The sequence below is a fragment of the Actinomycetospora sp. CA-084318 genome (assembly GCF_050955885.1).
GTDB lineage: Bacteria > Actinomycetota > Actinomycetes > Mycobacteriales > Pseudonocardiaceae > Actinomycetospora.
On the sequence record NZ_CP192098.1, the window covers coordinates 3,449,445 to 3,472,557 of the forward strand.

The window sequence follows — 23,113 nt, forward strand, 5'->3', positions numbered from 1 at the left end:
CGGGCCGATGTCGGTCGGAGAGCGGTGAGATCACGCCCGGCCTCACGGCACGACGGACAGCCCCGCCGCGTCGAGGCGTGCGCGGGTCCGCGCCACCGCACCTCGCGTCGCGTCCCGCCGGCGCCCGTCGGTGTCCGCGCGCCCGTCGGGGAGGGCGAGGGGCGCCGCAGCGAGGTCGGCGACCAGAGCGCACCACCACAGGGTGTCCACGGTGGCCGACTCCTCCCGCTCGTAGCCGCTCAGGTCCACCCCGACCTGCTCCGCCTCGACCTCGGCGGCCAACTGGTGCGCGACGAGACCCAGCAGCCGCACCGGGTAGCCCCGGACCCGCAGGAAGCGGGCCGCGTCGAGCGGCGGGAACCCCGTGCGCACCGCGACGGGGGAGCGGCCGACGTCGAGCAGGACCGCGGCGTGGAGCAGGGCGTCCCGGTCGACCCCGGTCAGACCCGCGAGTCGGACGGCCTCGCGGGCGCGGGCCTGGGTGTGTCGCCACCGCTCGGGGAGGTGGTCCGCCAGCAACGTCTCGGCGAGCGACCGCGACGCGGCGAACGACGGCAGGTCCGACGCCACGGACGGCGACGCTAGCCGCGCCCGACGATCATCGCGACGTCGGAACGGGAGCGACGGGTCACCCGCGGGACGAGCGGCGCCGCGCCAGGGCAGCCTCCATCCTCGCCAGGCCGAAGAAGACGGCGACCGTCGCAGCCCCACCGCCGACGAAGATGCCCCAGCCGAGGGCCCCGGCACCCAGCGCGTCCCACCCCGTCGTCGCGAACGCCCGGTACGCCTGACGGATCCCGAGGACCAACCAGATCCACCAGCTGACGATCGCCGGGAAGATCAGGAGACGCAGGAGCGGCCCGCCCGAGGGGTCCGCGCTCGCCATCGCGAACGCGAGCGATGCGGACAGACTGGCCGCACCACCGAGCACGACGAGCGCGACGAAGGACAGTCCGAGCAGAGCGGTCACGGCGCCGAGCGTCGTCGGCCGACGGGCTCCCTGGGAGCGGGAGACTACTCAGCGGCCGGTCCACTGCGGGGCGCGCTTCTCGGCGAACGCCCGAGGCCCCTCCTTCGCGTCCTCGCTCGCGAAGATGCGCTTCCGGACCTCGGAGTTGGCGTCCCACGCCTCGTCGCCGAGTTCGTCCAGGTGGGCCGCCGCGATCATCAGGCCCTTCGACTCGCGGACCGCGACCGGCGCGTTCGCGGCGATCGTCGCCGCCATCGCCCGCGCAGCCTCCAGCGCCGTCCCGGCCGGCGCGACGCGGTTGGCGAGGCCGAGCTCGTACGCCCGGGCCGCACTGATCGGCGCGCCGGTCATCGCGATCTCCAGCGCGACCGCCCGCGGGATGCGCTGCGGGAGCCGGATCAGGCCGCCCGCGGCGGCGACCAGGCCCCGGGTGACCTCCGGGAGACCGAGCTGGGCGTTCTCGTCGACGATCGCGAGGTCGCAGGACAGCATGAGCTCGCAGCCACCACCGAAGGCGAGGCCGTTGACCGCGGCGATCATCGGCGTCGCGACGGCCTGCCGGGCGAAGCCGCCGAAGCCCCACTCCGGGTGGTCGGCGTCGGAGAGCGTGTCGCCCTGGGCGACGGCCTTGAGGTCGGCACCCGCGCTGAAGGCGCGACCGGTGCCGGTCACGACGATCGCGCGCACCGCGTCGTCGTCGTCCGCCGCCCGCAGCGCCCGCCCGAGCGCCGTGGCGACGACCGAGTTGATCGCGTTGAGCGCCTTCGGACGGTCGAGCGTGATGACGGTGATCCCGTCGGCCGTCTCGACCCGCACCTCATCGGACACCAGCAGTCCCCTCTCCCTCCGCAGCGGTCGAGCTCCGCTGCGCTCCGTCTCCGAGAATCTCCGCGCGCGCCGCGCCGTCGTCCGCACCCTGCACCTCGGCGGCCAGCGAGCGCAGCGTCCCGCGGTCCGCGTCGTCGGCCACCGCGATCGAGAACTCGACGTCCGTGACCACGGCGGCGTACCGGTCCAGCAGCCGCCGGCCGATCTCGTCGTGCCGTCCGATCACGACGAACCGGTCCAGCGTCTCGTCGTCGATCATGCCCGGGAGCGCCTCCCAGCGCTGCGCCTTCGAGAGCTCCTTCGCCTCGGTGGCGAGGTCGGAGAGCCCGAGGTGGTCGAAGGCGGCGCGATAGCCCGGCGTCGAGGCGTAGAACGCGATGCGGGCCCGCGCGTCCTCGACCTTGCGCGCCAGCTCCTCGTCCGTCCGCGCGGAGGCGACCAGGGGCTTCATGCACACCCGGAAGTCGTCCAGCGGGCGACCCGAGCGCGCGGCGCCGCGGCGGACTGCCGGCAGCATCACCTCGGCGATGTAGCTCGGGGTGCACACCGGGTGCGGTCGGATGCCGTCGGCGACCTCCCCGGCCACGGCGCACATGTACGGGTTGACCGCGGCGAGGTGCACGGGGATGTCGGGGTGCTCGATCGGCCCGGCGTCGAACAGCGGGACCATGAGGTCGAGCCGGTAGTGCTCGCCCGAGAAGTCGAGCGGGGTCCCGTGCTGCCAGGTGTCCCACACGGCCCGCACCGCCTGCACGTACTCCCGCATCCACGGCGCCGGCGGGTGCCACTCCATCCCGTACCGCCGCCGGATGTGCCCGCGGACCTGCGTCCCGAGCCCGAGGGTGAACCGCCCGCCGGACAGCTTCTGCTGGGTCCACGCCTGCAGCGCCATCACCGTCGGGCTGCGCGGGAAGGCGATCGAGACGGCGGTGGTGGTGCGCAGCCGCGACGTCGCCGCGGCGGCGAGGGCGAGGACGACGAACGGGTCGTCCTTCGTCTCCTCGACGGCGATCCCGCCGTAGCCGATCTCCTCCAGGAACCGGGCGGTCCCCGCGACCGCGTGCAGATCGAGCGGGGTCTCCGGGGCGCGCAGGCCCGGGTCGACCTTGCCGAGCGGGAGCAGCGTCTCCAGGCGCACACCGGCGAGCCTTCCCGACGACCGCTGCTGGTGCACCCTGGGCACCATGTCCGACGACTCCGGTGGCGATCCCGTCTGCTGGGCCCACCTGCTCTGCCCCGCGTGCGGGGCCATGCCCGACCCGGAGGACCGGTCGTCGGGAACGTGTCCGCGCTGCGGGGAGGAGATCGAGCGATGACGACGCAGGATCGGCGGGACAACACCCGCGACCTCGAGCAGGAGATCGTCCGGGACTTCACCGAGAACCTGTCGTACGGGCGCTACCTGCACCTCGACGAGCTGCTCACGGCCCAGCACCCGCGCAGCGACCACCACGACGAGATGCTGTTCGTGATCCAGCACCAGACCTCGGAGCTGTGGCTGAAGCTGGCGCTGCACGAGCTGCTGACCGCGTGCGACGACCTCGCCCGCGACGAGCTCTCGCTCGCGCTCAAGCGGCTCGCGCGGGTCAAGCACGTGCAGCGCCAGCTCATCGAGCAGTGGTCGGTGCTCGCCACGCTCACCCCGAGCGAGTACCACGAGTTCCGGGGCTTCCTCGGCACGTCGTCGGGATTCCAGAGCTACCAGTACCGCGCGGTCGAGTTCCTGCTCGGCAACAAGAACGCCGCCATGCTCGATCTCTTCGCCGACGACCCGACCGCGCAGCGGGTGCTCACCGAGGCCCTGGAGCGGCCGAGCCTCTACGACGAGTTCCTGCGCCTGCTCGCCCGCCGCGGCCACCCCGTCCCGCCCGAGCTGCTGGACCGGGACGTGACGCGGGCGCACGTCGAGAACGAGGGCCTCGTCGAGGTGTTCCGCGGCATCTACGCCGACCCGGACCGCTTCTGGGACCTCTACGAGACGTGCGAGGAGCTCGTCGACATCGAGGAGAACATGCAGTTCTGGCGGTTCCGCCACCTCAAGACCGTGGAGCGCACCATCGGGTTCCGCCGGGGGACCGGTGGCTCGAGCGGCGCGGGCTTCCTGCGGCGGGCACTCGAGCTGACGTTCTTCCCGGAGCTCTACGCGGTGCGCACGGCGCTCTAGTCCTCGTCCTCCCGGGGCGGCCGCTCGGCCACCACCGGGTACCGCCCGGTGATCGCGTTGCGCTCCAGGGCGGCGGCGCGGATGCGGTCGCGGCACAGGAACCAGCCGACGACGAGGGCCGGGACGATCACGACGAGGCTCGCGACGGTCCAGGTGCCGATGGGGTAGTCGAAGCCGGTCAGCACGAGCACGGCGACGAGGAAGGCCAGCGTGAGCCAGCCGGTGACCGGCGCGCCCGGCAGCCGGAACGCCGGCCGCTCGACCCGGCCCTGCTTCCACCACGAGTACAGCCGCAGCTGGCAGAGCACGATCGTGCCCCAGGACGCGATGATCCCGAGCGACGCGACGTTGAGGACGATCTCGAAGGCCTCGCCCGGCTGGAACGCGTTGAGCACGACGCCGAGCAGCGTGATGCACGAGGTCAGGACGATCCCGCCCCACGGGACGCCGTTGCCGTTCATCCGGCCCGTGAAGCGCGGCGCGCTGCCGTTCATCGCCATCGACCGCAGGATCCGGCCGGTCGAGTAGAGCCCGGCGTTGAGGCTGGAGAGGGCCGCGGTGAGCACGACGAGGTTCATGATCGAGCCGGAGCCCGCGAACCCGATGTGGGAGAAGAACGTGACGAACGGGCTCTCGGTCTTCGAGTACAGCGTGTAGGGCAGCAGCAGGGCGAGCAGCACCAGCGACCCGACGTAGAACACGGCGATCCGCAGGATCACCGAGTTGATCGCCCGCGGCATCACCTTCTCCGGGTTCTCGGTCTCCCCGGCCGCGGTCCCGACGAGCTCGACGGCGGCGTAGGCGAACACCACGCCGCTGACCACGACGACGAGCGGCAGCACGCCGGTGGGCAGGAAGCCGCCGGAGTCGGCGATCATGCCGAACCCGGTCGGGCGGCCCTCCACCTCGAAGCGCCCGACGAGGAACACCGCGCCGATCACGATGAACAGCACCAGTGCCGCGACCTTGATCAGCGCCGCCCAGAACTCGATCTCACCGAAGAGCTTCACCGAGATCAGGTTCATCGTCAGGACGATCAGCAGCGCGATCAGGGCGATCGTCCACTGCGGCACCACCTGGAAGACCGTCCAGTAGTGCATGTAGGTCGCGATCGCGGTGGTGTCGACGATCGAGGTCATCGCCCAGTTCAGGAAATACAGCCAGCCCGCGGCGTAGGCCGCCTTCTCGCCGTAGAACTCGCGGGCGTAGGAGACGAACGATCCCGACGACGGGCGGTGCAGGACCAGTTCGCCGAGCGCCCGCAGGATCAGGAAGACGAAGGCGCCGCAGAACGCGTAGACGAGGAACAGCGCCGGACCGGCGCTGGCGAGGCGGCCGCCGGCGCCGAGGAACAGGCCCGTGCCGATCGCGCCCCCGATCGCGATCATCTGGACCTGTCGGGGCTTGAGCGCCTTCTGGTAGCCCTCCTCCTCGCGGGCGAGGGAATCCTGCGGCGAGGACGCCGTCGACGGTTCGACCATGCCCGCGGACCTTAGTGAGCGTCAGCAAATAGCGCGACGCGCCGCGCTGCGCCGGAGTTCCCGTCCGACGTCGGGTGGCGCTAGCCTCCGCCCTGACCAGCAGGTTCACACCCAAGCCTGACACGGGGAGGCCGTCATGGCGGGCAAGTTCGAGGTCTACGAGGACAAGTCGGGCAAGTTCCGGTTCCGACTCAAGGCCAGCAACGGACAGATCGTCGCGAGCGGCGAGGCCTACGAGACCAAGGCCGCGGCCAGGAAGGGCTGCGAGTCGGTGCAGAAGGCCGCGGACGGCGCGAGCGTCACCGAGGTCTAGCCACCCGGGCACGGCACCCACGGGCCGGCGGCCCGCCCGGAGCTCCGAGCGGGCCGCCGGCCCGTGCCGTGGGTGGGACTGCGCGGAATCGTGGGCCGGGCACGGGGGTTGGCACCGGTATGACGAGTGTCGCGGAGGACCTGACCACGGACTGGCAGCGCTGGCACGACGAGCGCGAGGCCACGCTGCGCGAGCCCCACGGATGGCTGTCGCTGACCGCGCTGGAGTGGCTCGACGACACGGCCCGCCCGGTCGCCGACCTGCCCGGCACGTGGCGCGCGGCCGGCGACGGCACGGTGGAGATCACCGCGGCGGCCTCCGACGGTGTCGCGGTGGACGGGACGACCGTCGACGGCACGGCCACGGTCCGGCCGGTCGACGGCGCCCCCGGGGTGCTCGTGACGGTCGGCGAGCGGGTCGTCGAGCTGGCCCGGCGCACCGACTCCTACGCGTTGCGCGTGCGCGACCCGCAGGCCCCGACCCGTCAGGCGTTCACCGGCGTCCCGGCGTTCCCGGTGGACGCACGCTGGGTGGTCACCGGACGCTACGAGGCCTACCCAAAACCGCAGCGGATCACGGTCGGCGCCGTGGTCGACGGCCTGCAGCACTTCCCGACCGCCGTGGGCACCGTGACGTTCACCCTCGAGGGCACCGAGCAGCAGCTGATCGCGCTCGCCGGCAAGGGGGAGGGGCTGTCCCTGCACTTTCGCGACGCCACGAGCGGGGTGTCGACCTACGGGGGCGGCCGCATCCTGCGCACCGCCGACCCGGCCGACGACGGGTCGCTGACGCTGGACTTCAACCGCACCGTCAACCTGCCGTGCGCGCTCACCGCGTACGCCACGTGCCCGCTGCCGCCCGCGGAGAACGTCCTCGACGTCGCGGTCGAGGCGGGGGAGCGCGACGACCGCTGACCGCGCGCGTTGATCACTTCCGCGGGTGTTCGTGTCGCGGACCGGGTGACTTGCTGTGAAGCGGGTATGAAAACCCTCGATCGTGATCTGACCGAGATCGAGGAGGAGAGATGACGCGCACGATGCGACGTCGCGTCGGCTACACGGTGGCCGCTGCGGCACTGTCGATCGGCACGCTGGGGGCGTGCTCCGGCGGTGGGCAGGCCCCGCAGGTGCCGAACCTGCCGTCGGGCGTGCCGACCGCGGTGCCGTCGAACCTGCCGAACATCCCGGGCGTGCCCGGGCAGGGCGGCCAGCCGGGTCAGCCCGGAGCCCCGGGACAGCCCGGCCAGCCGGGCGCTCCGGGTCAGCCGGGGGCCGAGGGCGGCGCTGCCGGCGGGGCCGCGGGGGGCGCCGCAGGTGGCGCGGCCGGGCAGCCCGGCGCCGAGGGCGGTGCCGGCCAGGGTGGTACCGGCCAGGGCGGCACGGGCCAGGGCGGGACCGGTAACGGGTCGAACGGCGAGGCCGGCGCCAACGCCGAGTCCGGCGGCCAGGGCGGTGCGGCCGGTACCGGCGGGACCTCGGACGGCTCGGGCTCGAACGGGACCGGCTCGAACGGCTCGAACGGCACCGGCGGCGCGCCGAGCCAGACCCCGTCCGGCGGCGTGCAGACCGGCGGCGGCAGCACCAGCGGCGTCGAGCACCCCGAGCTGTTCGGCCTGGGCGGCCTCGCGCTGCTCGCGGCCGGCGGTGTCGCGGTGGCCGCGACCCGTCGTCGTACCGAGGACTGAGGTCTGACGACCGGACCGGACGGTGCCGACGCCCCGGCGTCGGCACCCTCCACCCGTTCCCGACGGCGGGTGGTGCTGCTCGTGGTGGCGGCGCTGCTCGCCGTCGTCGGGATCGTCGCGATCGTCCTCGCGGTGACGACGCAGCAGCAGGCGCCGGTCGAGCAGGACGCGGGCGCGCTCCCGGCCCCGCCGGCGACGACCGCGCCGGCGACCCCCGTCCCGACCGGGCCCCCGCCGTCCCCACCGGCGCGCATCGTCGTCGGGAAGATCGGGGTCGACTCGGCGGTGACCTCGGTGGGACTCAACCCCGACCGCACGATGGAGGTCCCCGCCAAGGGCCCGCTCTACGACCTCGCGGCCTGGTACCGGTACTCGGTGACCCCGGGGCAGCAGGGGCCGTCGGTGATCATCGGGCACATCGACTCGGTGGAGAACGGCCCCTCGGTGTTCTTCCGGCTCGGGGCGCTCGCGCCGGGCGACCCGATCGCGGTGACCCGCGCGGACGGGCGGGTGATCACCTTCGTCGTCTACGCGACGCGCTCGTTCCCGAAGGACGCGTTCCCCACCGCCGACGTCTACTCCGGCACCGCCGGCCCGGAGCTGCGCCTCATCACGTGCAGCGGGTCCTTCGACGCGGCCGCGCGCAGCTATCGCGACAACACCGTCGTGTTCGCCCGGGAGATCTCGTTACGGTGAGCTGATGGCGGGGGAGTTCGGGGTCGGGCAGCTGATCGGTGTGTTCTTCGGAGCCCTGTTCGTCGTGCTCAACGGCGGGTTGCTCGGCACCGTCGCACACCTCGTGGCGGTGGTGCTCGCCGTCGTGGCCGTGGTCCTCGTGGTCCTCGCCTACCTCCGCGGCCGCCGCGCGACCGGCTCGGCGGGCACGTTCGAGATGACCCGGTCCTACCGGGTCGTCGTCGGCGTCGAGGTCGTCGCGCTCTTCGGTGGGCTCGCGGTCCTCGGGCGGGTCGCCCCGCAGCTGAACGTCCCGTGGATCGTGCTCGTCGTCGGGCTGCACTTCCTCGCGTTCGCGCGGTGGTGGCCGGAGGGGGCCGGGCCCTTCCGCGTCCTCGGCGCGGTCATGGTGGTGCTCGCCGTCGCGGGCGGGGTCGTCGGGATCCTCGGCGGCCCGGAGTCCGCGCCGGTCGCCCACTTCGTCTCCGGGTTCCTCGCCGGGGTCGTCATGCTCCTGGGGGTCGCCGTTCCCGCGGGCCGTCGACTCCGGGCCGGGTAGCGCTCAGCGCAGCGTCAGCAGCACGACGACGGCGATCAGGGCGAGGACCCCCACGACGACGAGGGCCACTCCAGCCGTCCGGATCCCGGACCCGCGCGGGGGCGGGTCGAACGACGGGGCGGTGTCGTCGGCCTCGACGGACCGGTCGGCCGTTCGGGAGCGGTCGGTGCCGGGTCCGGGCTCGGCATCGATGACCTCGGTGGTCGCCTCCTGCGGCGGCGGGGCGGCGTAGCGCTCGGCGAGGTCGTGCAGCGAGCGGCCCAACGTCGCGGCGTCGGGCCGGTCGCGCGCGTCGAGCGACATCGCCCGCAGCACCACGTCCTCGAGCCCGACCGGGATCGTCGGGGTGACCTGGCGCAGCGGTGTCGGGGGCTGGCGCAGCCGCTGGGCGGCCACCTCGGCCGCGCCCACCCCGCGGAACGGGGGCTGACCGGTGAGCACCTCGTAGAGCGAGCAGCCCAAGGAGTAGACGTCGGAACGCCCGTCGAGCCGCTCGCCGCGGACCTGCTCGGGCGACATGTAGGCGACGGTGCCGACGACCTTGCCGGTCTCGGTCAGGCCCGGCACGTCCTCGGTCTTCGCGATGCCGAAGTCCATGAGCTTCGGCGTCCCGTCGGGCAGCAGCATGACGTTGTTCGGGTTGACGTCGCGGTGCACGATGCCGTGCTCGTGGGCGTGCGCGAGCGCCGAGGCGACGGCGGCTCCGACCCGGGCGGTCTCGACGAGGCCCGGGCGGCCCAGCTCCCGGACGGTGTCGCCCCAGGTCCGACCGGTGATCATCTCCATGACGACGTACACGCCGTGCGGGGAGCTCCCGACGTCGTGCACGGCGATCACGTGCGGGTGGCTGAGCACCGCCGCGGCCCGCGCCTCGTCACGCAGGCGGCGGGCGTCGGTGTCGTCCCCGCGCCGGTCCTCGGGGAGCAGTTTGACCGCGACCACGCGACCGAGGTCCCGGTCGTGGGCCCGGTGCACCTCGGCCATCCCGCCGCGCCCGAGCAGCTCGACGAGCTCGTAGCGGTCGCCGAGCACCACCGGGTCGGCGGGCCCGCGGGGATCGTCGGAGCCGTCGAAGGCGGAGGTGTAGGGCCGGGTCACGGTCACAGTCTGCGCGTCCGCTGCGCGTCACCGCCGCCGAGCAGCGCGTCGAAGAGGTACCGGTGGTCGACCATCGCCTGGCGGCGGTCCTCGAGGGACTGGTCGGTCTGCTCGTCGGCCACGGCGACGGCGTGCGCGGACCGGAAGTGCTCCACCAGGTCGGGGTAGTCGACCGACACGAGCTTCTCGCGCTCCTCGAAGCGCTCGGAGGGGTAGCCGCGGTCGCGCATCACCTGCTGGACGAGCAGGTCGGCGTCGCGCAGCCCGGTCGGCGGGTTCTCGACGAAGGTGGCCTGGGCCGACTCCCACGCGCGGGCGTAGCGGTCGCGCTCGTCGGCGCCGAGGTCGCGCAGCTCGAGCTCCTGGCGCCGCTTGAGCCGGGCGCGCAGCTCCCGCTCGCCGTCGCGCTTGCCGTACTCGGCGACCACCCGGTCGTACTCCTCACCGAAGCGGCTGCGCAGCGAGGCGGTGGTGGCCCTCGCGCGGTACCGGGCGACCAGGATCAGCACGATCCCGAGCACGATCACCACGGCTGCGACGATCACGATCGTGAGTACGGTCCCGTCCACCTCGGACTCCCTCCGCCGGCTACCACCTCGCCCCTCGGCTGGAGCGACGTCCGGAGTTCCCCGGCCGTGATCTCAGTGCCCGCGATCTCCTCGCGCGAACCCATGTGGGTGGTGGGACGCGAGGGGTTGCCGACGACCGGACGCCTCGAACCGGGCGATCGCCGAGCGGTGTTCCGACGCTCGGGCTAGTGCGGCGCGGCGCGCTCCGCCAACGCGGCGAGCGCCGCGCCGTCGACGCGGTGCGTGGTCCATCCGTGCAGCGGCTCCGAGGCGAGCGTGGCGTAGAAGTCGAGCGCGGGGGTGTTCCAGTCCAGGACGGCCCACTCGAGCCGCGCCCACCCGCGGTCGACGCAGGTGCGGGCGAGGTCGGCCAGCAGCGCGCGGGCCACCCCGTGCCGACGGTGGGCGGGGTCGACGTAGAGATCCTCCAGGTGGAGGCCGTGCACGCCGGTCCAGGTGCTGTAGGTGCGGAACCAGATCGCCGCACCGGCCAGGTCGCCGTCGATCTCGGCCACCGTGCCGAAGACGGCCGGGGCGGAGGTGAACAGGGCGTCGTGCAGCTGGTCGGCGGTGAGCAGGCAGGACTCGGGCTCCCGCTCGTAGGCGGCCAGCTCGTGCACGAAGCGCACGAGGGTCGGGACGTCGGCGGGTCCGACTGGTCGGATCGTCACGGGCACGCCACGATCCTCCCGTCGGGGCGAGCGGAGCGACGGGGAGGGCCCGATGACGGCACTGGTCACCGGCGGCGGGACGGGCATCGGGCGGGCGATCTCGGAGGCGCTCGCGCGGCTGGGGCACCCGGTGGCGGTGGCGTACAGCCGCTCGGCCGACGACGCGCAGGCCACCGTCGACGCCATCACGACGGCGGGTGGCTCGGCGCAGGCCTTCCGCGCGGACGTGACCGACGAGGCCGCCGTCACCGCCCTCGCCGGTGAGGTGCGCGCGGCCCTCGGGCCGGTGACCGTGCTGGTCAACAACGCGGGCGGCACCGAACACATCGCCATGGGGGACCTCGACGCGGTCACCGACGAGGTCTTCGAGCGCCTCTTCCGGCTCAACACCCTGTCCGCCTGGCACTGCGCGAAGGCGTGCGCCGCGGACCTGCGCGCGGCCGAGGACGGGTGCGTGGTCAACGTCGGGAGCATCGCCGCGGCGGCCGGGCGCGGCTCGTCGGTGCCCTACGTCGTGTCGAAGGCGGCGCTCTCCGGGCTCACCCGGGCGCTGGCCAACGCCCTCGCGCCGGTCCGGGTGAACGAGGTGGCGCCCGGCCTGGTGCTCACGCGCTGGTGGGCGGGCCAGGAGGAGCGCGGCCGGGAGCTGGCGAGCGCGGCGATCACGGGCCGGGAGACGACGGTGGAGGACGTCGCCGCCGCGGTGGTCGGCCTGGTGACCTCCCGCGCGATCACCGGTCAGACCTTGACCGTCGACGGCGGCCAGACGTTGTAGGCATGTGAGCACTTTCCGTGGCTCCAGCCACGGAAAGTGCTCACATGCCGGGACGGCACACCCGGCAGCCCCGGTAGCCCGCGTCGCGGGCGGCCGCCGCCGAGCGGAACGTGATCCGGTGGGCATCGGTGATCCGCCGGGCGTGATGGCACGACGGGAGGCACGCGATGCCGGTGGTGTCGCTGCCGATCAGCACCACGCCCGCCGTCGTGAAGGCGGCGAGCCGGTCGAGGTCCGCGCCCTCCGCGGCGAGCAGCCGGGCCTTCGCCGCCTCGCCGAGCATGTAGCGGCCGAGCGAGCCGTCGGACCGCGTCACGCGGTGGCACGGGACGATCAGGGGGACCGGGTTGCGGGCGAGCACGGTGCCGACCGCGCGGACGGCCGCCGGCCGCCCGACCTCACGGGCGACCCAGCCGTAGGGCCGCGTCTGCCCGGCGGGGATCGACGCGGTCGCGTCGAGCACGTCGCGCTCGAACGACGAGCAGCCCCGCAGGTCGACCCGGGTCCGGGCGTCGATGGCCGGTACCGGCCGGTCGTCGGGGACGAGCGGGCGCCCGAGGCGGCGTGAGTACTCGGCGCGGAAGCCGTCGACGTCGTCGACCGGACGCACGTAGGTCACGCCCTCCGACGACCGCGCGACGAGGACGTCCCCGAGGGGGCCCGTCGTCGTCGCGAAGGTGTCGACGACCCGGGCGGCGAGGTCGGTCCCGACGTCGGGTGGGGTGAGGCGGGCGAGCAGGGGGTCGCTCACGGGGCGCTCCGATCGGGTGAGGTGAGCAGGGTGCGGAGGCGGGCGAGCCCGCGGGAGACGTGCGAGCGGGCGGTGCCCTCGCCGACGCCGAGGGCGGCGGCGACGCCCGCGACGTCGAGGTCGGCGACGTGGCGCAGGACGACCGCCTCGCGCTGGACGGCCGGCAGCCGGGCGAGGGCGGCGGCCAGGTCGGGGTCGGTCCGGGTGGCGAGGTCGGCCGGGCCGGGGTCGGGCGTCGCCCGCTCCGGCACCGCCACGCCGGACAGCGCGGGGCGCCGGGTCGCGGTCCGCACCGTGTTGCGGTGCTCGTTGAGCAGGACGGTGACCAACCAGCCGCGCAGCTCCAGTGCGGCGATGCGCTCGGCGTCGTAGTCGCGGAGCGCGCGGAACGCGCGGAGGAACGCCTCGGCGGCGAGGTCCTCGGCGGCCGGCCGGTGGCCGGTCAGCCGCATCGCCGTACCGAGCAGGACGCCCTGGTAGGTGCGCACGACGTCGGCGAACCCGGCGTCGAGGTCGGCGACGAGGGCGTCGCGCAGGTCGGTCACGTCCGGGAGAACACCACGTCAGGTCACGCCGTTGCGCCAGGCCCAGGCGACCAGTGCCGGGCGGCCGTCGACGGCGAGCTTGGAGATCAGGTGGTTGACGTGCGTCTTCACCGTCGCCTCGCTGACGTAGAGCTGGGAGGCGACCTGCTGGTTCGACAGCCCCTGCGCGACGAGGCGCAGCGTGTCCACCTCGCGGGCGGTGAGGCCGTCGGGGATCGACGGGGCCGGGGTCGTCGCGGGGGTCCCGGCCAGCGCCACCAGCCGCGCCTGCACCGCGGCGTCGAGCACCGACCCGCCCGCCGCCACCGTGCGGATCGCCGCGCACAGCGCCTCGCCGGTCGTGTCCTTGGTCAGGTAGCCGGCCGCGCCGGCGCGCAGGGCGGGGAGCACGGCGTCGTCGTCGGCGTAGGTCGTCAGGATCAGCACGCGCACCTCCGCCGCCTGCCGGGCCACCTCGGCGGTGACCTCCGCCCCGTCGAGCCCGGGCATCCGCAGGTCCACCAGCGCGACGTCGGGCCGCTGCGCCACGACCGCGGCCACGGCGTCGGTCCCGTCCTTCGCGGTCGCGACGACCTCGAGGTCGTCCGCCGCACCGAGGAGCATCCCCAGACCGTCGCGCACCACGGCCTGGTCGTCGGCGAGCACGATCCGGATCACGGCGGTCACCCTGCCACCCGCTGCGCGAGCGGGACCCGCAGCGTCACCCGCCAGCCACCGTCGTCGTCGGGGCCGGCCGCCAGCGTCCCCCCGACGAGCGCCGCGCGTTCGCGTAGCCCGACCAGCCCGTTCCCACCGCCCTCGGAGGGTCCCGACGTCCGGAGGGGGCGCGGGTTGGTCACGGTGAGGACGAGGTCGTCGCCGACCTCCACGGCGACCGTCACCGGGGCGCCGGAAGCGTGGCGGGCGGCGTTGGTGAGGGCCTCGCGGGTCGTGGCGTAGACCGTCTCGCGGAGGCGGTCGCCGACCGGGTCGAGGTCGCCCGCCAGTTCGAGGGCGGCGCCGTGGCCGTCGACCAGGGTCCACAGGTCGGCGGTGGTCGGGGCCGGGGTCTCCCGCAGCGTGGCCACCGCCTGCTTGGCCTCGGCGAGCCCGGAGCGAGCGAGGTCGGCGGCGGTGTCGACCGAGGCGACGACGGCGTCGTCGGGCCCGAGCCGCTTCGCGAGGACCGCGCGGATCGCCTGCAGGTGCAGGGAGAGGCCGGAGAGGCTGTGGGCGAGGACGTCGTGCAGGTCGCGCGCGATGCGGGCGCGTTCCTGGGCGGCCGCGCCGGCGAGCTCGGCCTCCCGCAGGGCGTCGCGTTCGGCGAGCAGGGCGACGACGCGGGCGTGCTCGCGGTGCAGGCGCGCCCGGTTGAGGGTCTGCGAGGCGACGACGGGCACGACCAGCCCGAGGAACAGCCCCCAGGGCGAGCCGACCGCGAGCGCGAACACGATCGACAGCGCGACCCCGAACACGGCCGCGAACCCCCAGACGAGCCGGCGGTCCAGGACGATGCGCCCGACGAGCCCGGCGGCGACGAACAGGCTCGCGTAGGCCGCCCCGACCGGGACGAGGGCCGTCGCGACGAGGCCGGCCAGCCCGCAGAGCGCGAGCATCGTCGTGCGCCAGCGGTCGCCCTCGGCGGCCTCGGTGGTGATCCGGGGGTCCCGGGCGGCGGCGACCGCGCAGGCGGCTCCGCTCAGCACGAGCACGGCGCCGACGAGCGAACCGGCCGTGAGGGGCCAGACGGTGCCGGCGGCGAGCCCGAGCCACATCAGGGGGCGCAGCCCCTCGCCGAGTCGGGCGCGGGAGCCGTGGTCGCCGCGCGGCACCCCGGCGGTGGTGAAGGCCGAGCGGGGTGGCGGTTCCCGGCGTCCGGTGGTCGTGGCGGTCACGGGGTCGAGTCTGGACCCGCACCCACCCGGTGGACACGACTCTCCACCCCGTCTCCACCCACGGGTCGACGTGCTCGCTCCGGGTCCCGACGACGCTGTGATCACCAACGACGAGAGGGGCGGGAGATCATGAGCGGGACGTTCTCGGCGGTCATCGGGATCGCGGTGCTGGTCTGGGTGATCTGGAACCAGGTGCGGGTCCGGGAGTTCACGCCGCGTCGGGTGCGCATCGCCGGCATCCTGGGCATCGTCGGCCTGGTCGAGCTCGTCTCGGCCGCCGGCGCGCAGCCCGTGTCGGCGACGGGCTGGGCCCTGCTCGTGACCGGCCTCGTCGTGGGCGCGGCGCTCGGCCTGTTGCGGGCCGCGACGGTGCACCTGTGGGTGGCCGACGGGAAGGTGTTCACCCAGGGCCACTGGGGGACCGCCGCGCTGTGGCTCGTCGGGATCGGCGTGCACGTGGGGCTCGACCTGCTGGCCGGCGTGGTCGCGCCGTCGGCGGCGACCGTGAACTCCTCGAGCATCCTGCTGTTCATCGCCGTCAGCCTCGGCGCGCAGGGCCTGGTGACGATGCAGCGGGCCCGGTCGTTGCCGGGAGCCCCGGCGATGACGCTGGAGCGGGTCCGGTGACCTCTCCCGCCAGCACCAAGCTATAGCGGCTGACGGGGCTTGCGGCAAGACCCGGGTGGTGCTCCACGATCTCCGCCCGACGTCAGGGGGACGTCGTGGAGGGGGAGTCGATGACCTACGTCCTGGACCTGCGCGAGATCGACCGGAGCCGGACGGGCGAGGTCGGCGGGAAGGCCGTGAACCTGGGCGAGCTGACGCGGGTCCCCGGGGTGCGCGTCCCGCCCGGGTCCTGCGTGACGACGACGGCCTTCCGCCGGGTGCTGGCAGGGTCCCCGGACCTCGCGGACCGCATCGCGGCCCTCGGGGACCTGGCGCCCGACGACCGGGAGCAGATCGCGACCGCGTGTGCCGCGATCCGCGACGCGATCGTCCGCCTGCCCGTGCCCGACGACGTGGCCACGGCCCTGGGCACGCTGGCGACCGGGGACGGCCGGGTGGCGGTCCGGTCGAGTGCGACCGCCGAGGACCTCCCCACCGCCTCGTTCGCCGGGCAGCAGGACTCCTACCTCGACGTCCCGGCCGCGGAGGTGCCCGACCACGTCCGGCGGTGCTGGGCCTCGCTGTTCACCGATCGCGCGACGACCTACCGGCTCCGACAGGGCATCGACCACCGCACGGTCGCGATGGCGGTGGTGGTGCAGGAGATGGTGCCGGCGGAGGTCTCGGGCGTGCTCTTCACGGCCGACCCCGTGACCTCGCACCGGTGGGTCGCGGCCGTGGAGGCCGTCGCCGGACTCGGAGAGGCCCTGGTCTCCGGCCGGGCCGAGCCGGACCGGTGGACGGTCCGCGACGGTGCCGTGCTCGACCGGTCCGGGGCCGGCGTGCTCACCGACGCGCAGGTACTGGACCTCGTGGAGCTGGGCCGCCGGATCGAGGCCGCCTCCGACGGCCCGCAGGACATCGAGTGGTGCCTGGCCGACGGCGGGTTCGCCGTGGTGCAGAGCCGGCCGATCACCACGCTCTTCCCGGTCCCGCCGCTCGACGACGACCGGCTGCACGTCTACGTGTCGGTCGGACACCAGCAGATGATGACCGACGCGATGACCCCGCTCGGCCTCTCGGTCTGGCAGCTGACGACGCCCCGGCCGATGGCGGAGGCGGGCGGCCGTCTGTTCGTCGACGTGACCGGGGCGCTGGCGTCGGCGACCGGTCGGGAGGCCCTGCTGGAGGTCATGGGCCGCGGTGACCCGCTGGTCCGCGACGCCCTCGAGACCGTCCTCGCGCGCGGCGAGATCGACGCGGCGTCCGACGACGGGCGGGGCGCCCTGCCCGCCGGTCCGGAGATGCTCGACGCGGATCCCGCCCTCGTCACGGAGCTGGTCGCCGAGGCGGAGGACTCGGTCGCGACCGCGGCCCGGGAGATCGAGGCGCACCACGGCGTGGACCTGTTCGCGTTCGTCCTCACCGATCTCGACGAGCTCCGACGCCTGCTGTTCGATCCGCACAGCCACCGGGTCTTCACGACGGCGATGGACGCGGCGCACTGGCTCGACGAGCACCTCGGCACGTGGCTGGGGGAGACCGGCGTCGCCGACACGTTGACGCTCGCCGTCCCCGACGACGTCACCTCGCAGATGGGGACGGCCCTCCTGGACGTCGCCGACGTCGTCCGGCCCCACCCGGCGGTGGTGGCGTTCCTCCGGGGACTGCGGGACGACCACGGGCCGGAGGCCCTGGACGGGCTGCTCGCCCTCGAGGGTGGTCGCGCGGCCCATGCTGCGCTGCGGACCTTCCTCGACACCTACGGCGCCCGCTGCGTCGGCGAGATCGACATCAGCCGGCCGCGCTGGGCCGACCGCCCGGCGGCGCTCGTCCCGGTGCTCCTCGGTCACGTCGACCACGCGGAGCCCGGCGCCGGCCCGCGCCGCGTCGAGGAGGGGCGCCGGGCGGCGCAGCAGAAGCGGGAGGAGGTGCTCGCGCGGCTGCGGGACCTGCCCGACGGTGAGCGGAAGGCCGGCGAGACCGCGGCGATGATCGACCGGCTCCGCACCTTCATGGGGTACCGCGAGTACCCGAAGTTCGCGATGATCCGGCGCTACGCGCTCTACCGCCGGGCGCTGTGGCGCGAGGCGGCGCGTCTGGTCGGGGCGGGCGTGCTCGACCGGGCCGACGACGTCGCCCTGCTGCGCTTCGACGAGGTCCACGAGGTGGTCCGGACGGGCCGGGTCGACCGGGCGCTCCTCGAGCGGCGGCGCCAGGAGCTCGCGGTGGCGCGGACGCTGAGCCCGCCGCGCGTGCTCACCTCGGACGGCGAGACCCTCACCGGGGCGTTCCGCCGCGACGACCTCCCGGCCGGCGCTCTCGCCGGGCTGCCGGTCTCGCGCGGCGTCGTCGAGGGCCGCGCCCGGGTCGTGCTCGACCTCGCCGACGCCGTGTTCGCGCCGGGCGACATCCTGGTCACCGCGTTCACCGACCCCAGCTGGTCACCGGCGTTCGTCGCGGTCGCCGGGCTGGTCACCGAGGTCGGCGGCACCATGACCCACGGCGCGGTGGTCGCCCGGGAGTACGGCCTGCCCGCCGTCGTCGGGGTCGAGGGCGCCACCCGGCGGATCGCCGACGGGCAGCGGATCCGGGTCGACGGGACGCACGGGTCGGTGGAGCTCCTGGATCCGTGAGCCCGCGCTGGTCAGCGCACGAGGCCCGAGCGGAACGCCAGAGCGACCGCCTGGACCCGGTCGCGGGAGCCGGTCTTCGCCAGGACGTGGCCGACGTGCGTCTTCACCGTCGCCTCGCTGACGACGTGGCGCTCGGCGATCTCGGCGTTCGTGAGGCCCTCGCCCATGAGGACCAGCACCTCCCGCTCGCGGGGCGTGAGGTGCTCGAGCTCGGCCGTCGTCGCCGCGTCCGGGGCGGCGGCCGGCCCCGCCAGGAGCGGGGCGGCGTGGGCGAGCAGGCGACGGGTGGAGACCGGGTCGATCACCGAGTCGCCCCGCGCGACGGTGCGGACCGCCTCGATCAGGTCCTCCGGTGCGGCGTCCTTGAGCAGGAAGCCGCTGGCCCCGGCGGCGATCGCGGCCGTCACCGACTCGTCGAGGTCGAAGGTCGTCAGCACCACGATCCGGACGCCCGGGTGGGCGGCGACGGCCTGCCGGGTGGCCTCGATCCCGTCGAGGACCGGCATGCGCACGTCCATGAGCACGACGTCGACCTCGGTCGTCGCCAGCAGGTCCAGCGCCTCCCGGCCGTCGCCGGCCTGCGCGACGACGCTGAGGTCGTCGGCCGACTCGAGGACCATCGCGAACCCGGCGCGGACGAGGTGCTGGTCGTCGACCAGCAGGACGCGCAGCACGGTCAGGCCGTCCCGACCGGCAGCGGCAGCCGCATCCGGACCGCGAACCCGCCGTCGGGCCGGGGCCCGGCGTCCAGCGAGCCGCCCTGCAGGGCCGCCCGCTCGCGCATGCCGACGAGGCCGTAGCCCTCCCGGGTGGCGGCGGGCCGGGACCCGCGGGGGCCGTCGTCGCGCACCGCGACCTCGAGCTCGGGCCCCCAGGCGAGGGTGACCCGGGTCGGCGTCGCGACCCCGGCGTGCTTGACCACGTTGGTGAGTCCCTCCTGGACGACGCGGTAGACGGTCAGGCCGCTCCCGGTCGGCAGCGGCCGGGGCGTGCCGGTGACCTCCAGCGTGACGGGCAGTCCGCCGGCGTGGACCTGCGCGACGAGGGCCGGGACGTCGTCGACGGTCGGCGGTGCGGCCTCGTCGGGATCGTCGACCTGGCTGTCGCGCAGGGTGCTGAGCAGCCCGCGGATGTCACCGAGGGCGCCCCGGCCGGCGTCGGCGATGCCGGCGAGGACCTCGACGGCCTTCTGCGGGTCCCGCTCGGCGGCGAACCGGCCGCCGTCGGCCTGCGCGATGATCCCGGAGAGCGAGTGCCCGACGATGTCGTGCACCTCGCGGGAGATGCGGGAGCGCTCGGCGAGGAGCTCGAGGCGGACCTCCCGACGACGGCCCTCCTCGAGCAGGCGGGCCCGCTCGCGCAGCTGGGCGACCGAGCGGAGCTGGGCGCGCCGCAGCGCCCCGAGCAGCCAGACGATCACGCCGAACAGGGCCCCGACCAACGCGAGCACGCCGGCGGCGGTGCCGACGCCCGGCGCCCCGAGTCGGAGGACGAACGGCAGGACGGCGCCGAGCACCAGCACTGCGGCGGCGACCGGTCCGGCCCAGCGCGGGCCGTACACCACGGCCGAGTAGCCGATGACGAGGACGGGCAGCAGGAGCGTCGCGCTGACGCCGGGCACGAGGGTCACGACGACCGCGGCGACGACGGCGACACCGATCGCGACCGGCAGCGGGTACCGGCGGCGCAGGACCACGGGCAGCGCGAAGACCACGGCGCACACGACGCCGGCCGCGCGGTCGACCCGGGCCACGTGCCCGTCGGTGGCCCAGCCCAGCGAGACGGCGGCGACGAGCGCGGCCAGCGCGGCATCGACGACGACCGGGTGGCGGCGGACGAGTCCCACGGTCCGGTCGAGCACGGTGGGGCGTTCGGGGGAGATCATGACCTGGGTCATCGTGCCTCACCCGCGCCGGACGGTGCGCTCGACGACGGTCTGCGCGACGACGTCGCCGGTGCGCTGGCGCTGCGGGGTCCGCCCCATGACGACGAGGCCGAGGAGGCCGAGCGCGATCAGGTCGACGGGCAGGAGCACGGCGCGCACGAGCTGCCGGACGACCCCGATCCGCCCGCGGTCGGCCGCGTCCCGGACCCGCATGCCGAGCACGGCCATGCCCGGCGTCCGGCCGGCGACCACCGGCACGACCGCGAGGACCCCGACGTACAGCAGCGGGATCGCGACGTTCTGGACCCCCGGGTAGGGCACCGGGAACAGCCCGGCGAGGTGGCCACCGTGTTCGAGCCACCAGACCCCGAGGCCGAGCACCGCGACCAGGCCGACGTCGAGCACGAACCCCAGCACCCGGCGCGGGATCGACGCGAGCGGGGGATACGGGGCGGGCGCGAGCGGGGACGGGGGGACGGCCGTGATCGACACGGGGAGCTCCTCGGACCGGGCACCGGCGGGTGCCGTGTGCCCTCCACGATGATCGTCACGCGGCGCGGACACCTCGGTCCACGGGACGATCTCGCGGCTCCACCCGTGGGGGGAGACGCCTCAGCCGCAGAGCGAGCGCAGCGCCCGGTCGAGGCCGCGGCGGTGCAGCGAGTCCAGCATCCGGGCGGCGGCGACCCGGACGGCCGCGGAGGTCACGGCGCCGCGACAGACCGGGTCGGCGCGGGCGGGCTGCGCGGCCGCCAGCGCGTCGACCAGCCGCGGCGTCACCGCGTCCAGGGTGGTGCGCACGCCCGTGAGGTCCGGCGAGCCCGACGGCGCGCTCGCCGGCCGGTCGGTCCAGTCCTCCAGCAGGCCGTACTGGACGACCTTGCTCGCGGCGATCTGGTCACCCATCACCGCGGAGACCTCCGCCGGGTCCAGCCCGCGCGGCGCGGCCGCCGCGGACGCGGCCTCGAGCACCACGCGCTCCCGGGCCGGGTCCTCGACGGCCCCCTTCGAGGCGTACTTCGACGCGGCGACGGCGTCCGCGGTCGCCAGCCGGTCGGCCACGACCGTGACGACCGGATCCCAGGCACCGGGCTGCTCGGGGGAGGGCGCCGCGCCGCACCCGGCCGCGCAGACGGCGAGCAGGGCCAGGACGACCAGCCGTCGGGTCATGGTCGACCACAGTAGGGATCGGGTGGGTGGCCCGCTCCGGCGGGATGTGGTGAAGTGAACTCGTTTCAGTTAACCATCAGGGCGGAGGCAGCCGTGCTCGCATACCGGATGACCGCGCCGGGATCGGCGGACCTGCTCGAGGTCCCCACGCCGGAGCCGGGGCCGGGGCAGGTGCGGCTCGACGTGCTGGCCGCCGGGGTCTGCCACTCCGACCTCGCCGTCCTGCACGGCGGGGCGGCCGCCACGTGGACCCTGCCGTTCACGCTCGGGCACGAGACGTGCGGCCGGGTCGCGGAGCTGGGGGAGGGCGTGGAGGGCCTGGCCGTGGGGGAGCAGGTCGTCGTGCACGCCCCCCACGGCTGCGGCGTCTGCCCGCGGTGCCTCACGGGGCGCACCAACTACTGCGATCGCCGGGCGAGTCTTCCGGCGGCCGGGCTGGGGCTCGGTCTCGACGGCGGCATGGCCGAGGCGATGGTGGTCGACGCGGCCCGGGTGGTCCCCGCGGCGGGTCTGGACCCGGTGGCCGCGGCGACGCTGACCGACGCCGGCCTGACGTCGTTCCACGCGATCGAGGGCAGCCGGGCGGCGCTCGCCGAGCCGGACGCGCTCGCCGTGGTGATCGGTGTCGGCGGGCTCGGGCACCTCGCGATCGGCCTGCTCCGCGGGCTCGGGACGACGGTCGTCGCGGTCGACACCCGGGAGGAGGCCCTGGTCCTGGCGCGGGAGTGCGGGGCCGACGTCGCCGTGCTGCCCGCCGACGCGCGCGGGGCGGTCCCGGCCCGGGGCGCGGACGCGGTGTTCGACTTCGCGGGCGCGCCGAGCAGCCTCGAGCTGGCCGTCTCGGTGCTGCGCACCGCGGGCGAGCTCGTCGTCGTCGGGAGCGGTGGCGGGTCGCTCACGGTGTCGAAGCCCGGGGCGTTGCCCTCGGGTGCCGCGGTGCGTCTGCCGTTCTGGGGGTCGCGGCCGGAGCTGGAGGCGGTCGTCGGGGTGGCCCGGGGCGGCGGCCTCACGCCCCGGACCACGACCTACCCCCTCGCCGACGCCGACCGCGCGTTCGCGCAGCTGCGCGAGGGGCGGCTGCTCGGACGCGCGGTCCTCGTCCCGGCCGGGACCTAGCGGGCGGCCCAGCCGCCGTCGACGTAGAGCTCCGAGCCCGTGGTGTAGCCGGAGTCCTCGCTGGCCAGGAAGGCGACGGCGGCCGCCACCTCCTCGGGCCGTCCGAGCCGGCCCATCGGGGTGTTGTCGAGCATCGCCCGGTGCCGGTCGGTGCCCTCGAACCGCTCGAGCAGCGGCGCGGTGCCGATGAACGCGGGCACCACGGCGTTGACCCGGACGCCGCGCTGCGCCCAGTGGAGCGCGGCGTTCATCGTCATGGCGCGCACGGCGCCCTTGGCCGCGGCGTAGGAGAAGCTGTTCGCGAGCCCGCCGGTCGCCCCGAGGATCGAGGCGACGTTGACGACCGCGCCGCCGCCGCTGTGCTCGATCAGCGGGCCCACGTGCTGCATGCCGAGCCAGGTGCCGAGCTGGTCGACCGCGACGACCTGGTCCCAGCGCTCCCGGGACTCGGTCTCGACGGTGCCGAGGCTGCCGATGCCCGCGTTGTTGACCAGGCCGTGCGCGGCGCCCCACCGGTCCCGGACGGCGTCGACCGTCCGGACCCAGCCGTCGACGTCGGCGACGTCGAGGACCGACACCAGCGTGTCCCCGCCGAGGGCGTCTTCGAGGTCCTTCAGGGCTCCCTCGTCGACGTCGGTGAGCGCCACCGAGGCGCCCTCGTCGACGAGCCGTCGGGCGATCGCGGTGCCGAGACCGCCCGTGGCGCCGGTCAGGACGATCCGGCGCCCCTCGAGTCCGCGCAT

Annotated in this window: 28 protein-coding genes; 11 read left to right on the forward strand and 17 right to left on the reverse strand. The window is 74.9% G+C overall.

What is annotated here, in order from left to right; translation table 11 throughout:
• Positions 1-42: 42 nt before the first annotated feature.
• The 4 genes from ACQPYX_RS16840 to ACQPYX_RS16855 are packed head-to-tail and all read right to left on the reverse strand — an operon-like array spanning position 43 to position 2,972.
• A complete protein-coding gene (locus tag ACQPYX_RS16840) occupies positions 43-570 on the reverse strand; it encodes a hypothetical protein (RefSeq protein WP_433798469.1) in 528 nt (175 codons plus the stop codon).
• A 58-nt stretch (positions 571-628) separates the two neighbouring features.
• Positions 629-970 carry a hypothetical protein gene (locus ACQPYX_RS16845; RefSeq protein WP_433798470.1) on the reverse strand — a complete coding sequence of 114 codons (342 nt, stop codon included), beginning with the start codon at positions 968-970 and terminating at the stop codon, positions 629-631.
• Between the two features lie 48 nt (positions 971-1,018).
• Positions 1,019-1,798 (reverse strand): crotonase/enoyl-CoA hydratase family protein, encoded by a 780-nt coding sequence (locus ACQPYX_RS16850; protein ID WP_433798471.1) that lies wholly within the window; start codon positions 1,796-1,798, stop codon positions 1,019-1,021.
• Positions 1,788-2,972: a TIGR03617 family F420-dependent LLM class oxidoreductase gene (locus tag ACQPYX_RS16855; protein ID WP_433798472.1), complete on the reverse strand. Its 1,185-nt coding sequence runs from the start codon at positions 2,970-2,972 to the stop codon at positions 1,788-1,790. Before ACQPYX_RS16855 ends, ACQPYX_RS16850 begins: the two co-directional genes overlap by 11 nt.
• Before the next feature lie 10 nt (positions 2,973-2,982).
• Here ACQPYX_RS16855 and ACQPYX_RS16860 point away from each other — a divergent pair, with 10 nt between their 5' ends.
• Both ACQPYX_RS16860 and kynA read left to right on the forward strand, forming a co-directional pair.
• Positions 2,983-3,114 (forward strand): hypothetical protein, encoded by a 132-nt coding sequence (locus ACQPYX_RS16860; RefSeq protein WP_433798473.1) that lies wholly within the window; start codon positions 2,983-2,985, stop codon positions 3,112-3,114.
• Positions 3,111-3,962: a tryptophan 2,3-dioxygenase gene (gene kynA, locus ACQPYX_RS16865; protein WP_433798474.1), complete on the forward strand. Its 852-nt coding sequence runs from the start codon at positions 3,111-3,113 to the stop codon at positions 3,960-3,962. The genes ACQPYX_RS16860 and kynA overlap by 4 nt, the downstream gene beginning before the upstream one ends.
• On the opposite strand, the gene ACQPYX_RS16870 is transcribed toward kynA, so the two are convergent.
• Positions 3,959-5,443 carry an amino acid permease gene (locus ACQPYX_RS16870; RefSeq protein ID WP_433798475.1) on the reverse strand — a complete coding sequence of 495 codons (1,485 nt, stop codon included), beginning with the start codon at positions 5,441-5,443 and terminating at the stop codon, positions 3,959-3,961. The two genes, kynA and ACQPYX_RS16870, sit on opposite strands and share 4 nt — an antisense overlap.
• A 136-nt stretch (positions 5,444-5,579) precedes the next feature.
• Between ACQPYX_RS16870 and ACQPYX_RS16875 the strand changes: the two genes are divergently transcribed.
• The 5 genes from ACQPYX_RS16875 to ACQPYX_RS16895 all read left to right on the forward strand — a co-directional run bounded on the left by ACQPYX_RS16875 (position 5,580) and on the right by ACQPYX_RS16895 (position 8,674).
• Positions 5,580-5,756, forward strand: a complete 177-nt coding sequence (locus tag ACQPYX_RS16875) for a YegP family protein (RefSeq protein WP_433798476.1) — start codon at positions 5,580-5,582, stop codon at positions 5,754-5,756.
• A gap of 119 nt (positions 5,757-5,875) precedes the next feature.
• Positions 5,876-6,670, forward strand: coding sequence for a DUF1684 domain-containing protein (locus ACQPYX_RS16880; protein ID WP_433798477.1), 795 nt, complete (start codon positions 5,876-5,878; stop codon positions 6,668-6,670).
• A gap of 110 nt (positions 6,671-6,780) precedes the next feature.
• Positions 6,781-7,440, forward strand: coding sequence for a hypothetical protein (locus ACQPYX_RS16885; RefSeq protein ID WP_433798478.1), 660 nt, complete (start codon positions 6,781-6,783; stop codon positions 7,438-7,440).
• Positions 7,441-7,509: 69 nt separating this feature from the next.
• On the forward strand, positions 7,510-8,136 hold the full coding sequence (locus tag ACQPYX_RS16890; RefSeq protein ID WP_433798479.1) for a class F sortase: 627 nt from the start codon (positions 7,510-7,512) through the stop codon (positions 8,134-8,136).
• 4 nt (positions 8,137-8,140) lie between these two features.
• Positions 8,141-8,674, forward strand: a complete 534-nt coding sequence (locus tag ACQPYX_RS16895) for a hypothetical protein (RefSeq protein WP_433798480.1) — start codon at positions 8,141-8,143, stop codon at positions 8,672-8,674.
• Positions 8,675-8,677: 3 nt separating this feature from the next.
• Here the strand turns inward: ACQPYX_RS16895 and ACQPYX_RS16900 are convergent, their stop codons facing one another.
• The 3 genes from ACQPYX_RS16900 to ACQPYX_RS16910 all read right to left on the reverse strand — a co-directional run bounded on the left by ACQPYX_RS16900 (position 8,678) and on the right by ACQPYX_RS16910 (position 11,018).
• Positions 8,678-9,772, reverse strand: a complete 1,095-nt coding sequence (locus ACQPYX_RS16900; RefSeq protein ID WP_433798481.1) for a serine/threonine-protein kinase — start codon at positions 9,770-9,772, stop codon at positions 8,678-8,680.
• Between the two features lie 2 nt (positions 9,773-9,774).
• Entirely contained in the window at positions 9,775-10,341 is a 567-nt protein-coding gene (locus ACQPYX_RS16905) for a hypothetical protein (protein WP_433798482.1), read from the reverse strand.
• Between the two features lie 185 nt (positions 10,342-10,526).
• A complete protein-coding gene (locus tag ACQPYX_RS16910; protein WP_433798483.1) occupies positions 10,527-11,018 on the reverse strand; it encodes an N-acetyltransferase family protein in 492 nt (163 codons plus the stop codon).
• A gap of 46 nt (positions 11,019-11,064) precedes the next feature.
• Between ACQPYX_RS16910 and ACQPYX_RS16915 the strand changes: the two genes are divergently transcribed.
• Positions 11,065-11,787, forward strand: a complete 723-nt coding sequence (locus ACQPYX_RS16915) for an SDR family NAD(P)-dependent oxidoreductase (protein ID WP_433798484.1) — start codon at positions 11,065-11,067, stop codon at positions 11,785-11,787.
• A 40-nt stretch (positions 11,788-11,827) separates the two neighbouring features.
• Here ACQPYX_RS16915 and ACQPYX_RS16920 read toward each other — a convergent pair whose 3' ends face one another.
• Genes ACQPYX_RS16920 through ACQPYX_RS16935 form a run of 4 tightly spaced genes read right to left on the reverse strand, consistent with a single transcriptional unit; the run spans position 11,828 to position 14,957 of the window.
• Positions 11,828-12,538 carry a methylated-DNA--[protein]-cysteine S-methyltransferase gene (locus ACQPYX_RS16920; RefSeq protein WP_433798485.1) on the reverse strand — a complete coding sequence of 237 codons (711 nt, stop codon included), beginning with the start codon at positions 12,536-12,538 and terminating at the stop codon, positions 11,828-11,830.
• Positions 12,535-13,083 carry an RNA polymerase sigma factor gene (locus ACQPYX_RS16925; RefSeq protein ID WP_433798486.1) on the reverse strand — a complete coding sequence of 183 codons (549 nt, stop codon included), beginning with the start codon at positions 13,081-13,083 and terminating at the stop codon, positions 12,535-12,537. The genes ACQPYX_RS16920 and ACQPYX_RS16925 overlap by 4 nt, the downstream gene beginning before the upstream one ends.
• 18 nt (positions 13,084-13,101) lie before the next feature.
• Entirely contained in the window at positions 13,102-13,749 is a 648-nt protein-coding gene (locus ACQPYX_RS16930; RefSeq protein WP_433798487.1) for a response regulator, read from the reverse strand.
• Positions 13,746-14,957 (reverse strand): sensor histidine kinase, encoded by a 1,212-nt coding sequence (locus tag ACQPYX_RS16935; protein WP_433798488.1) that lies wholly within the window; start codon positions 14,955-14,957, stop codon positions 13,746-13,748. The genes ACQPYX_RS16930 and ACQPYX_RS16935 overlap by 4 nt, the downstream gene beginning before the upstream one ends.
• Positions 14,958-15,086: 129 nt before the next feature.
• Between ACQPYX_RS16935 and ACQPYX_RS16940 the strand changes: the two genes are divergently transcribed.
• Complete coding sequence (locus ACQPYX_RS16940) at positions 15,087-15,584, forward strand: hypothetical protein (protein WP_433798489.1); 498 nt, start codon at positions 15,087-15,089, stop codon at positions 15,582-15,584.
• A gap of 110 nt (positions 15,585-15,694) precedes the next feature.
• Positions 15,695-18,199 carry a phosphoenolpyruvate synthase gene (locus ACQPYX_RS16945; protein WP_433798490.1) on the forward strand — a complete coding sequence of 835 codons (2,505 nt, stop codon included), beginning with the start codon at positions 15,695-15,697 and terminating at the stop codon, positions 18,197-18,199.
• A gap of 11 nt (positions 18,200-18,210) precedes the next feature.
• Here ACQPYX_RS16945 and ACQPYX_RS16950 read toward each other — a convergent pair whose 3' ends face one another.
• The 4 genes from ACQPYX_RS16950 to ACQPYX_RS16965 all read right to left on the reverse strand — a co-directional run bounded on the left by ACQPYX_RS16950 (position 18,211) and on the right by ACQPYX_RS16965 (position 21,254).
• Complete coding sequence (locus ACQPYX_RS16950) at positions 18,211-18,873, reverse strand: response regulator (RefSeq protein WP_433798491.1); 663 nt, start codon at positions 18,871-18,873, stop codon at positions 18,211-18,213.
• A gap of 2 nt (positions 18,874-18,875) precedes the next feature.
• Positions 18,876-20,096 carry a sensor histidine kinase gene (locus tag ACQPYX_RS16955; protein WP_433798492.1) on the reverse strand — a complete coding sequence of 407 codons (1,221 nt, stop codon included), beginning with the start codon at positions 20,094-20,096 and terminating at the stop codon, positions 18,876-18,878.
• Between the two features lie 6 nt (positions 20,097-20,102).
• Positions 20,103-20,576: an RDD family protein gene (locus ACQPYX_RS16960; RefSeq protein ID WP_433798493.1), complete on the reverse strand. Its 474-nt coding sequence runs from the start codon at positions 20,574-20,576 to the stop codon at positions 20,103-20,105.
• Between the two features lie 120 nt (positions 20,577-20,696).
• Positions 20,697-21,254, reverse strand: coding sequence for a chorismate mutase (locus ACQPYX_RS16965; protein WP_433798494.1), 558 nt, complete (start codon positions 21,252-21,254; stop codon positions 20,697-20,699).
• Between the two features lie 108 nt (positions 21,255-21,362).
• On the opposite strand from ACQPYX_RS16965, the gene ACQPYX_RS16970 reads away from it, so the two are divergent.
• The gene (locus tag ACQPYX_RS16970; protein WP_433803744.1) at positions 21,363-22,370 is read left to right on the forward strand and encodes an alcohol dehydrogenase catalytic domain-containing protein; all 1,008 of its coding nucleotides are present in this window, start codon (positions 21,363-21,365) and stop codon (positions 22,368-22,370) included.
• Here the strand turns inward: ACQPYX_RS16970 and ACQPYX_RS16975 are convergent.
• Positions 22,367-23,113: an SDR family NAD(P)-dependent oxidoreductase gene (locus tag ACQPYX_RS16975; protein ID WP_433798495.1), complete on the reverse strand. Its 747-nt coding sequence runs from the start codon at positions 23,111-23,113 to the stop codon at positions 22,367-22,369. The two genes, ACQPYX_RS16970 and ACQPYX_RS16975, sit on opposite strands and share 4 nt — an antisense overlap.

Bases quoted from the DNA above. Each gene is read 5' to 3' on its own strand.
- ACQPYX_RS16885 (WP_433798478.1), top strand. From the start codon at position 6,781: ATGACGCGCACGATGCGACGTCGCGTCGGCTACACGGTGGCCGCTGCG.
- ACQPYX_RS16895 (WP_433798480.1), top strand. From the start codon at position 8,141: ATGGCGGGGGAGTTCGGGGTCGGGCAGCTGATCGGTGTGTTCTTCGGA.
- ACQPYX_RS16955 (WP_433798492.1), bottom strand. From the start codon at position 20,096: ATGACCCAGGTCATGATCTCCCCCGAACGCCCCACCGTGCTCGACCGG.
- kynA (WP_433798474.1), top strand. From the start codon at position 3,111: ATGACGACGCAGGATCGGCGGGACAACACCCGCGACCTCGAGCAGGAG.
- ACQPYX_RS16970 (WP_433803744.1), top strand. From the start codon at position 21,363: ATGACCGCGCCGGGATCGGCGGACCTGCTCGAGGTCCCCACGCCGGAG.
- ACQPYX_RS16870 (WP_433798475.1), bottom strand. From the start codon at position 5,443: ATGGTCGAACCGTCGACGGCGTCCTCGCCGCAGGATTCCCTCGCCCGC.
- ACQPYX_RS16915 (WP_433798484.1), top strand. From the start codon at position 11,065: ATGACGGCACTGGTCACCGGCGGCGGGACGGGCATCGGGCGGGCGATC.
- ACQPYX_RS16975 (WP_433798495.1), bottom strand. From the start codon at position 23,113: ATGCGCGGACTCGAGGGGCGCCGGATCGTCCTGACCGGCGCCACGGGC.
- ACQPYX_RS16965 (WP_433798494.1), bottom strand. From the start codon at position 21,254: ATGACCCGACGGCTGGTCGTCCTGGCCCTGCTCGCCGTCTGCGCGGCC.
- ACQPYX_RS16860 (WP_433798473.1), top strand. From the start codon at position 2,983: ATGTCCGACGACTCCGGTGGCGATCCCGTCTGCTGGGCCCACCTGCTC.
- ACQPYX_RS16945 (WP_433798490.1), top strand. From the start codon at position 15,695: ATGACCTACGTCCTGGACCTGCGCGAGATCGACCGGAGCCGGACGGGC.
- ACQPYX_RS16880 (WP_433798477.1), top strand. From the start codon at position 5,876: ATGACGAGTGTCGCGGAGGACCTGACCACGGACTGGCAGCGCTGGCAC.
- ACQPYX_RS16875 (WP_433798476.1), top strand. From the start codon at position 5,580: ATGGCGGGCAAGTTCGAGGTCTACGAGGACAAGTCGGGCAAGTTCCGG.
- ACQPYX_RS16940 (WP_433798489.1), top strand. From the start codon at position 15,087: ATGAGCGGGACGTTCTCGGCGGTCATCGGGATCGCGGTGCTGGTCTGG.